10 protein-coding genes are annotated in these 8,560 nt (G+C 61.0%); 8 read left to right on the top strand and 2 right to left on the bottom strand.

Annotation, left to right across the window (positions count from 1 at the left end; genetic code table 11):
- Window positions 1–192 precede the first annotated feature (192 nt).
- The 7 genes from AC54AF_RS26515 (at window position 193) to AC54AF_RS26485 (ending at window position 6,567) form a co-directional block, all read left to right on the top strand.
- Entirely contained in the window at window positions 193–1,197 is a 1,005-nt protein-coding gene (locus AC54AF_RS26515) for a sulfate ABC transporter substrate-binding protein (RefSeq protein ID WP_496638965.1), read from the top strand.
- A 53-nt stretch (window positions 1,198–1,250) separates the two neighbouring features.
- The gene (locus tag AC54AF_RS26510) at window positions 1,251–1,817 is read left to right on the top strand and encodes an RBBP9/YdeN family alpha/beta hydrolase (protein WP_496638967.1); all 567 of its coding nucleotides are present in this window, start codon (window positions 1,251–1,253) and stop codon (window positions 1,815–1,817) included.
- 42 nt (window positions 1,818–1,859) lie between these two features.
- On the top strand, window positions 1,860–2,498 hold the full coding sequence (locus AC54AF_RS26505) for a peroxiredoxin (protein ID WP_496638964.1): 639 nt from the start codon (window positions 1,860–1,862) through the stop codon (window positions 2,496–2,498).
- Window positions 2,499–2,816: 318 nt separating this feature from the next.
- Complete coding sequence (cysT, locus tag AC54AF_RS26500) at window positions 2,817–3,626, top strand: sulfate ABC transporter permease subunit CysT (RefSeq protein ID WP_496638966.1); 810 nt, start codon at window positions 2,817–2,819, stop codon at window positions 3,624–3,626.
- Complete coding sequence (cysW, locus tag AC54AF_RS26495; RefSeq protein WP_496638963.1) at window positions 3,623–4,549, top strand: sulfate ABC transporter permease subunit CysW; 927 nt, start codon at window positions 3,623–3,625, stop codon at window positions 4,547–4,549. The genes cysT and cysW overlap by 4 nt, the downstream gene beginning before the upstream one ends.
- Before the next feature lies 1 nt (window position 4,550).
- Complete coding sequence (locus AC54AF_RS26490) at window positions 4,551–5,621, top strand: sulfate/molybdate ABC transporter ATP-binding protein (RefSeq protein WP_496638962.1); 1,071 nt, start codon at window positions 4,551–4,553, stop codon at window positions 5,619–5,621.
- Window positions 5,622–5,634: 13 nt separating this feature from the next.
- Window positions 5,635–6,567, top strand: coding sequence for a CysB family HTH-type transcriptional regulator (locus AC54AF_RS26485; protein ID WP_496638961.1), 933 nt, complete (start codon window positions 5,635–5,637; stop codon window positions 6,565–6,567).
- Here AC54AF_RS26485 and AC54AF_RS26480 read toward each other — a convergent pair.
- The gene (locus AC54AF_RS26480; RefSeq protein ID WP_496638960.1) at window positions 6,564–6,917 is read right to left on the bottom strand and encodes an MmcQ/YjbR family DNA-binding protein; all 354 of its coding nucleotides are present in this window, start codon (window positions 6,915–6,917) and stop codon (window positions 6,564–6,566) included. The genes AC54AF_RS26485 and AC54AF_RS26480 overlap by 4 nt on opposite strands.
- On the bottom strand, window positions 6,914–7,525 hold the full coding sequence (locus AC54AF_RS26475) for an immunity protein Imm33 domain-containing protein (protein ID WP_496638959.1): 612 nt from the start codon (window positions 7,523–7,525) through the stop codon (window positions 6,914–6,916). The genes AC54AF_RS26480 and AC54AF_RS26475 overlap by 4 nt, the downstream gene beginning before the upstream one ends.
- Window positions 7,526–7,884: 359 nt before the next feature.
- Here AC54AF_RS26475 and AC54AF_RS26470 point away from each other — a divergent pair, with 359 nt between their 5' ends.
- Window positions 7,885–8,436, top strand: a complete 552-nt coding sequence (locus AC54AF_RS26470) for a PEP-CTERM sorting domain-containing protein (RefSeq protein WP_496638958.1) — start codon at window positions 7,885–7,887, stop codon at window positions 8,434–8,436.
- Window positions 8,437–8,560: the final 124 nt, after the last annotated feature.

Here is an 8,560-nt window from a genome sequence, read left to right as displayed (position 1 = left end):
ACGTTATTGAAAGCAACGCTGGGAGCATTCCCACATCTGACGGTGACATAGCCTTCTATTAACCTCTTTATCCCCGTTGCGCGCCGTCCATATGCGGAAAATGCATATCAAACGGCGAAACGCTTCGTTCTCTTTGCGGCCATAGCGCCGTAATCTGGTGGCTCTGAAAGTTCAACCATACGGGGATCTTAGATGCTGTCGAAAAAAATCATCATTGCCGCCGCCCTCAGCGCGTTTGCCCTTCTGCAAACGGCGCAGGCCGCCGATATCACCCTGCTCAACGTGTCGTATGACCCGACGCGCGAGCTGTACCAGGATGTGAATACGGCGTTTGCCAAGGAGTGGAAAGGCAAGACGGGCGACAACGTCAAGATCAAGCAATCGCACGGCGGTTCCGGCAAGCAGGGGCGCGCCGTCATCGACGGCCTGGAAGCGGACGTGGTCACGTTGGCTCTGGCCTACGACATCGATGCGCTGGCCGAGCACAAGCTGCTGGCCGCCGGCTGGCAAAAGCGCTTGACGCACAACAGCTCGCCGTACACCTCGACCATCGTGTTCCTGGTGCGCAAAGGCAACCCGAAAGGCATCAAGGATTGGAACGACTTGATCAAGCCGGGCGTGTCCGTCATCACGCCGAATCCGAAAACCTCGGGCGGCGCCCGCTGGAACCATCTGGCCGCGTGGGGCTACGCCTTGCGCCAGCCGGGCGGCAACGAAGCGAAGGCCAAGGATTTCCTCGGCAAACTGTACAAGAACGTGCCCGTGCTCGACTCCGGCGCGCGCGGTGCCACCACCACCTTCGTCGAACGGGGTATCGGCGATGTGCTGATCGCATGGGAAAACGAAGCTTACCTGGCCGTCAAGGAGCTGGGTCCGAGCAAGTTTGACATCATCACGCCATCCGTCAGCATCCTGGCTGAGCCGCCCGTCGCCGTCGTCGACAAGTTTGCCGACAAGCACGGCACGCGCAAGGTGGCCGAGGCTTACCTGAGCTATCTGTACACGGACGAGGCGCAAGACATCATCGCGAAGAATTACTACCGTCCGGCAACGGACAAGGCGGCGAAGAAATACGCGTCCCAGTTCGCCAAGGTCAATCTGTTCACCATCGAGCAAGTGGCTGGTGGCTGGACGGCCGCACAGAAGGCGCACTTTGCCGACGGCGGCATCTTTGACCAGATTTACCAGCCGAAGTAATCTTCACCGGCAGGCGGCAACGCTTGCCGGAATCGATCACGCAAGGACACATCATGGCGCTGCGCAGCTTTTCCGATTACCGGGTACTGATCGTGCCGGGCTTGCATAACAGCGGTCCCGAGCATTGGCAGAGCCGCTGGCAGCGCCTGTATCCGCAATTCGAGCGGGTCGAGCAGGACGACTGGAACGCTCCCGACCTGGCCACCTGGTCGGCGCGCCTGGACCAGGTACGGCGGCAGGATGCGCGCCCGACCCTGATCGTCGCCCACAGCTTCGGCTGCCTGACGACGGCGCACAGCCTGGCGCGCGACCCGCACGGCGTGGCCGGCGTGCTGCTGGTGGGGCCGGCCGATCCCGACAAGTTTGGCGTGGCCAAGGCATTGCCGCAAAAGCGGCTGCCTTGCCCCGGCATCCTGATCGCCAGCCAGACGGACCCGTGGATGACGGCCGAACACGCGGCGCAGTGGGCACGGCGCTGGAATTGCAAGTATATTGATGGCGGTGCGCTGGGCCATATCAACGCCGAGTCGCGCCTTGGCGATTGGGTTTACGGCCAGGCGCAACTGCAAACGCTGTTTGATCTGGCGCAAAGCGACAAGCGCCACCGTCAGGCAGCCTGATTCGACGAACATCCCGCCACACAACCTTTCAAGGAGATCACGATGACTTTACGCCTGGGCGATGTCGCCCCTGATTTTGAACAAGACAGCTCGATCGGCCCGCTCAAGTTCCACGAGTGGGCTGGCAATTCCTGGGTGGTGCTGTTTTCCCACCCGGCCGACTTTACCCCCGTCTGCACGACGGAACTGGGCCTGACGGCCAAGCTCAAGCCGGAATTCGACAAGCGCAACGTGAAGGCCATCGCCCTGTCCGTGGACGCGGCCGAGTCGCACAAGAGCTGGATCAAGGATATCGAAGAGACGCAAAACACGGTCGTGGGTTTTCCCATCATCGCCGACGTCGACAAGAAAGTGTCGGTGCTGTACGACATGATCCACCCGGAACAGTCCGTCACGGCCACCGTGCGCTCCGTCTTCATCGTCGACCCGAACAAGAAGGTACGCCTGATCCTCACGTATCCGCTCAGCACGGGCCGTAACTTCAATGAAATCCTGCGCGTCATCGACGCCTTGCAGCTGACGGACGGCTACACGGTGGCCACGCCCGGCAACTGGCAGGATGGCGACGACGTCATCATTCCCTTGACCGTGCAAGATCCGGACGTGATCCAGCAGAAATATCCGAAGGGCTTTACGGCGGCGAAACCGTATCTGCGCCTGACGCCGCAGCCGAACAAGTAAGAACGGGGTCAGTCGCTTCGCGATTGAAATGCGTCCTACTAGGACGCATTTCCCCGTCGGGTCTGACCCCAGCATTTGTCTCGGGTATAAATATGTCTAAGAAGCAAAAACGCACCTCGCCGGTGCGTTTTTTTTCGTCCGCCGATTCTGCTGGCAAGTATGCAAAATCCGTCTAAGCAAATGAGAAATGGTTAGTTCTTTTTATAACGTTTGCATGTGATTATTGCGGCCTATAACTCAAAAATGTAATAAGAAGGAGTTTCTATGTCTGCAGCATCAGACGCACCGCTCAAGGCGCGCGGAGCGCCGTTTCGGGTCATGCCGGGGTTTAAGCTGTCACTGGGCTTCACGCTCTTTTACCTGGCCTTGATCGTCCTCATTCCGCTGTCGTCGGTGTTCCTGAAAACCTTCACCATGACATGGGACGCCTTCTTCAGCGCCGTCACGTCCGAGCGCGTGATGGCGTCGTACCGCCTGACGTTCGGTGCCTCCTTGATCGCCGCCCTGTTGAACGTGGTGTTTGGCGGCATCCTGGCCTGGGTGCTGGTGCGCTATCAATTCCCCGGCAAACGCATCATCGACGCGCTGGTCGACCTGCCGTTCGCCTTGCCGACGGCCGTGGCCGGCATCACCCTGACGGCGCTGTACTCGTCGAACGGCTGGTTCGGCCAGTTCATCGAAGGCGTGATGGGCATCAAGGTGGCGTTCACGCCGCTGGGCGTGGTGGTGGCGCTGACCTTCATCGGCTTGCCGTTTGTCGTGCGCACCGTGCAACCGGTGCTGGAAGACGCGGAAAAGGAACTGGAAGAAGCGGCCGCCAGCCTGGGCGCCAATTCCCTGCAAACGTTTATCCGCGTCATCTTCCCGACGATCTTGCCGTCCCTGCTGACGGGCTTTGCGCTGGCCTTTGCCCGTGCCACGGGCGAGTACGGTTCCGTGATCTTTATCGCCGGCAATATGCCGATGGTGTCGGAAATCACGCCGCTGTTCATCATTACCAAATTGGAACAATACGATTACGCAGGCGCCACGGCCATCGCCGTGGTGATGCTGGTGGTGTCCTTCCTGCTGTTGTTGACGATTAACCTGTTGCAAGCATGGACGCGCGGAAAGGCGAAGAAATCATGAGTACGAATACGACTGCCGTCGCTGGCGTGGACCATGCGCGCCCGACAGCGCGCCGCTTCGAGCCGAATGTCGGCCCCGTCGTGCTGGAACCCTTGTGGGTGCGCACGGTATTGATCACTATCGCCCTGCTGTTCCTGACGGCCTTCCTGATCGTGCCCCTGGTGGCCGTGTTCGCGGAAGCGTTCAAGAAGGGCTGGGAAGCGTATATCGCCGCCATCATCGACCCGGACGCGATTTCCGCCATCAAGCTGACCCTGATCACGGCGGCCATCGCCGTGCCGCTGAACCTGGTGTTCGGCGTGGCCGCGTCCTGGTGCATCGCCAAGTTCGAATTCCGCGGCAAGAGCATCCTGCTGACCCTGATCGACTTGCCGTTTTCCGTCTCGCCCGTGATTTCCGGCCTGATCTATGTGCTGATGTTCGGCGCCCAGGGCTGGTTCGGTCCGTGGCTGCAGGAACACGACATCAAGATCCTGTTTGCCGTGCCCGGCATCGTGCTGGCCACCATCTTCATCACCTTCCCGTTCGTCGCGCGCGAACTGATTCCGCTGATGCAGTCGCAGGGCAGCGAAGAGGAGGAGGCCGCCATCGTGCTGGGCGCCTCGGGCTGGAACACCTTCCGCCGAGTCACCTTGCCAAACATCAAGTGGGGTCTGCTGTATGGCGTGATCCTGTGTAACGCCCGCGCCATGGGCGAGTTCGGTGCCGTGTCCGTCGTCTCCGGCCATATCCGCGGCGAAACGAACACCATGCCGCTGCAGGTGGAGATTCTGTACAACGAGTACAACTTCGCCGCCGCGTTTGCCGTCGCCTCGCTGCTGGCCTTGCTGGCGCTGGTGACCCTGGCCCTGAAAGCCTTCATTGAGTGGCGTTTGAACGAGAGCGACGCCGACGATTCCGCCTTACGTTCTACGGAGCACTGATATGACCATCGCAGTTAACAACATCCACAAGCGTTTCGGCGATTTCGTCGCCCTCGACAATATCTCGCTGGACTTTCCCGCCGGCGAATTGACGGCCCTGCTGGGCCCGTCCGGTTGCGGCAAGACCACCTTGCTGCGCATCATCGCCGGCCTCGAACATCCGGACAGCGGCCAGGTGTTGCTGGACGCGCAAGACGCGTCGAACCGCCACGTGCGCGAGCGCCAGGTCGGTTTCGTGTTTCAGCACTATGCGCTGTTCAAGCACATGACGGTGTTCGAGAACGTGGCGTTTGGCTTGCGCGTGAAGTCGCGCAGCGAGCGCCCGTCGGAAGACCAGATCCGCCGCAAAGTGAAAGATTTGCTGGAGCTGGTGCAGCTGGACTGGCTGGCCGACCGCTATCCGCCGCAGCTGTCGGGTGGACAACGCCAGCGTATCGCCCTGGCGCGCGCGCTTGCCGTTGAGCCCCGTGTGCTGCTGCTCGACGAGCCGTTCGGCGCCCTGGATGCCAAGGTGCGCAAGGAATTGCGCCGCTGGCTGCGCCGCCTGCATGACGACTTGCATGTGACCAGTATTTTCGTCACGCATGACCAGGAAGAAGCGCTGGAAGTGGCGGACCAGGTCGTGCTGATGAACAAGGGCACCGTCGAGCAACTCGGTTCCCCAGAGCAAGTCTACAACCACCCGGCTTCACCGTTTGTCTACGGCTTCCTCGGCAACGTCAACCTGTTCCACGGCCGCGTGCATGACGGCGTGATGGCGACCGGCGACGCCAGCTTCGAGGTGCCCGATCACGCAGGCGTGAGCGACAGCAAGGGCACGGCCTATGTGCGGCCGCACGACCTGGAAATCGACCGCTACACGCAGGGTGCGGAAGGCATCGTCGTGAAACTGAGCCGCGCGCATGCCATCGGCCCGCTGGCCCAGCTGGACTTGCTGCGCGTCGATAACAGCGAACTGATCGAAGCGGTGATGTCGAACGAGCGCTTCACCCATCTGCAATTGAAGGAGGGCGAGACGCTGGTGGTTCGCCCGAAACGCCTCCACGTGTTCGTTGAACCGACAAGAACCTAAAGGCTGAAAATATATGAACTTTCAACAACTGCGTTCGATCCGCGAAGCGGCCCGCCGCGGCTATAACCTGACGGAGGTGGCCAACGCCCTGTTCACGTCGCAGCCGGGCGTGAGCCGGCAGATCCGCGAACTGGAAGACGAGCTGGGCGTGGTGATCTTCGAACGCAACGGCAAGCGCTTGACGGGCTTGACGGAGCCGGGCAAGGGCATCCTGAAGATCGTCGACCGCCTCTTGATCGAGGCGGAAAACCTGCAGCAGGCCAGCCTCGAATACAGCGGCCAGACCAGCGGCACCTTGTCGGTGGCGGCCACGCACACGCAGGCGCGCTATGCGCTGCCGAAAGTGGTGCAAAGCTTCCGCGCCGCTTTCCCCGACGTGCGCATCGCGCTGCAGCAAAGCGCGCCCGAGCACATCGCGGAATGGGTGTTGTCCGGCAAGACCGATATCGGCATCGCCACGGAAGGCCTGAGCCAGTTCCCCGACCTCGTGTCGTTCCCATGCTACCGCTGGAGCCATCTGATCGTCGTGCCGGACGGCCATCCGCTGCTCGAGCACTCGCCGATTCGCCTGGAAGACCTGGCGAAATATCCGCTGATTACTTACGACAAGGGTTTTACGGGGCGCGGTCATATCGACGCCGCCTTTGCCAAGGCCGGCGTGGCCACCGACATCATCCTGACGGCCATGGATTCCGACGTCATCAAGCAATACGTGGCGCTGGGCCTGGGCGTGGGCATCGTCGCCTCGATGGCCTTCGACCATGGCCGCGACAAGGGACTGCGGGCGGTGGAAGCGTCGCACCTGTTCGCCGCCAATACGACGCGCCTGGCTGTGCGCCGCGGCGCCTACCTGCGCGCCTATGCCTACGAGTTCATCCTGCAACTGGCGCCCGACCTGACGCGCGCAGACATCGACCGCGCCATGGCGGGAGAGGACGCCCTTTAGGCGATGGCCGCCCTTTGCGCGCGCGTCAGGCTGGCCACGGCGCGCGCGTAGCTGTCCTGTACCAGTTCGGCCAGGTAATCGGCCGGGAAGTGTGCCACGTCGACGATGGTGACCCAGTGAAAGCGCCCCATGTAGCGGGCCGGCTTGACGCCGGGCATGTCCGTCAGTTCGATAAAGCGCTCCGCGCTGACTCTCAGGCTGAAGCGCCACTGCTCGGGCGTGCTGGTTTTAAAGTATGCAAATTTCTTGCCAGCTACTTCATACACGAGGATGTTCGACGGCGCGCCGTACGGCACGGCTTGCGCGCCGGGCAGCACCGCGCAAAATTTCTTCAGTTCATCTGTCGTCATTCGTCAACCGCCATGAATTGTTGCGTGTCGTGGTCGAAGGCATAGGCTGACCCGGCCGGAGAATCCAGCAGCGCAATAAACCGGTCGTCCACGCTGAGCACGGCGCCCAGCGAGACCAGGGCCACGTTGGCGCTGTCGTTGATGTAGTCGTCGCTCTCGTCGTTGGCCGTGAAGCGCCAGCCGCTGTCGTCGGCATTGTCGGGCTCTTCGCGGTATAGATAGCCGACGGGCGTGCCATCTTCCAGCACGCGTTTGGTGACGAAGCACAGGCCCGCGTAGCGGTTGACGAGGTTATCGTCATCGTCGTGCTGCGTATTGATGATGTGGCGTGCCGCGAAGGCGATGGGGTCTTTGGCGTGCAGATCGGCGATGTAGCCGGGCATGTTGTCGAGTTTACCGGTGAAATGGCCGTTGGCGTCCACCGTATCCACCAGCACCCACATGCGCTCGGCGCCTGGCGCTTGCGGATCGTCGCTGTGGAAGGCGAAGATCAGCTTGACCACGTCGCCGGGGCGCACCTGAGCGATGGCCTCGGGTGGCGATTTATAGAAAGTGTAGGGGTGGCGCGCCGCCAGTTCGGCAGCGTCGACCAGGTGCCAACTGGGCATGCTTGCTTATCCGTGATCAAAAAGAGTAATACCCATGGTAGCCGATTGCGTGTCAGGATGACCACGCATACCTTCAGGCTTGCCATTGGTGCAGGGCTACCCTGCCGCTTTACATGTGCTGAGATACAACAATCCCGTTTCCCGGAACGGTGAGTGCTCATGGCAAGGATGGCGGCAAGCCCCGTGATAGCCGGCCTCGCCAATACATTGCTAAGACCGATTGAAATTTTCAATGGCTGAAGATGTTTCTTTTATTGCATTCTACTTTCCTGAATGATATCTTTTGTCCAATCGCAAAAAAAATATAATAAAAATACAATCAACATTGTAATTTTTGAAATTCATCAATAGGGAAAACTATGAACATGACTAAACATGCCGTGCTGGGTCTCTGCCTTGCTGTCTCGGCTTGCCTGGCGCCATTGGCCCAGGCGGCGAGTTGGGTGGAAATCACCGACCCTGCCATGAGCGGCTTCTCGGTGGGCGGCAATACCGTCACCTATGGCAGCGTGGCAGCGGACTCGGTCTGGGTCTATGACGGCGCCAATCCGTCCGGCGCGCAAAGCGCGGCCGCCATCAAGAGCTTGGTCAGCAGCAAGTTTGGCCTGCCGTCCAGCGGCGCCGGCTCATTGGTCGTTGCCGCCCAGGGCGACCTGGAAAGCGGTAAGTCCGGTTCGTTCACCGTCAGCTCCAGCTTTGACTACCTGGCCGTGCATTATGGCCGTGGCGAACTGTTGTTCCACTGGGATACGCCGCTGGCCGCCAATACGGTGTTCAGCATCGCCAACCTGCCGCGCGGCCTGAGCAATTTCCGCGCGTACAACTCCGTCTCGGCAGTGCCTGAGCCAGCGACCTACGGCATGCTGATGCTGGGCCTGGTCGGTCTTGTCGCGCGCCGCCGCCGCGCCTGAGCCTGCAGCGCCTGCGGGCGCAAGACATGAAAAAAAGCCCGGAAACGCGATGCGTTCCGGGCTTTTTGCGTGGGTGCGCCCAGCATGGGCGCACTCCTGTGGGTGAAAGTCCCGCCGTAAGCTG

The organism is Janthinobacterium sp. JF4 (assembly GCF_059617925.1).
Note: the sequence above shows the minus strand (reverse complement) of the source record. Positions and strands in the feature narration are given on the sequence as shown.

Bases quoted from the DNA above. Each gene is read 5' to 3' on its own strand.
- AC54AF_RS26515 (WP_496638965.1), top strand. From the start codon at position 193: ATGCTGTCGAAAAAAATCATCATTGCCGCCGCCCTCAGCGCGTTTGCC.
- AC54AF_RS26510 (WP_496638967.1), top strand. From the start codon at position 1,251: ATGGCGCTGCGCAGCTTTTCCGATTACCGGGTACTGATCGTGCCGGGC.
- AC54AF_RS26505 (WP_496638964.1), top strand. From the start codon at position 1,860: ATGACTTTACGCCTGGGCGATGTCGCCCCTGATTTTGAACAAGACAGC.
- cysT (WP_496638966.1), top strand. From the start codon at position 2,817: ATGCCGGGGTTTAAGCTGTCACTGGGCTTCACGCTCTTTTACCTGGCC.
- cysW (WP_496638963.1), top strand. From the start codon at position 3,623: ATGAGTACGAATACGACTGCCGTCGCTGGCGTGGACCATGCGCGCCCG.
- AC54AF_RS26490 (WP_496638962.1), top strand. From the start codon at position 4,551: ATGACCATCGCAGTTAACAACATCCACAAGCGTTTCGGCGATTTCGTC.
- AC54AF_RS26485 (WP_496638961.1), top strand. From the start codon at position 5,635: ATGAACTTTCAACAACTGCGTTCGATCCGCGAAGCGGCCCGCCGCGGC.
- AC54AF_RS26480 (WP_496638960.1), bottom strand. From the start codon at position 6,917: ATGACGACAGATGAACTGAAGAAATTTTGCGCGGTGCTGCCCGGCGCG.
- AC54AF_RS26475 (WP_496638959.1), bottom strand. From the start codon at position 7,525: ATGCCCAGTTGGCACCTGGTCGACGCTGCCGAACTGGCGGCGCGCCAC.
- AC54AF_RS26470 (WP_496638958.1), top strand. From the start codon at position 7,885: ATGAACATGACTAAACATGCCGTGCTGGGTCTCTGCCTTGCTGTCTCG.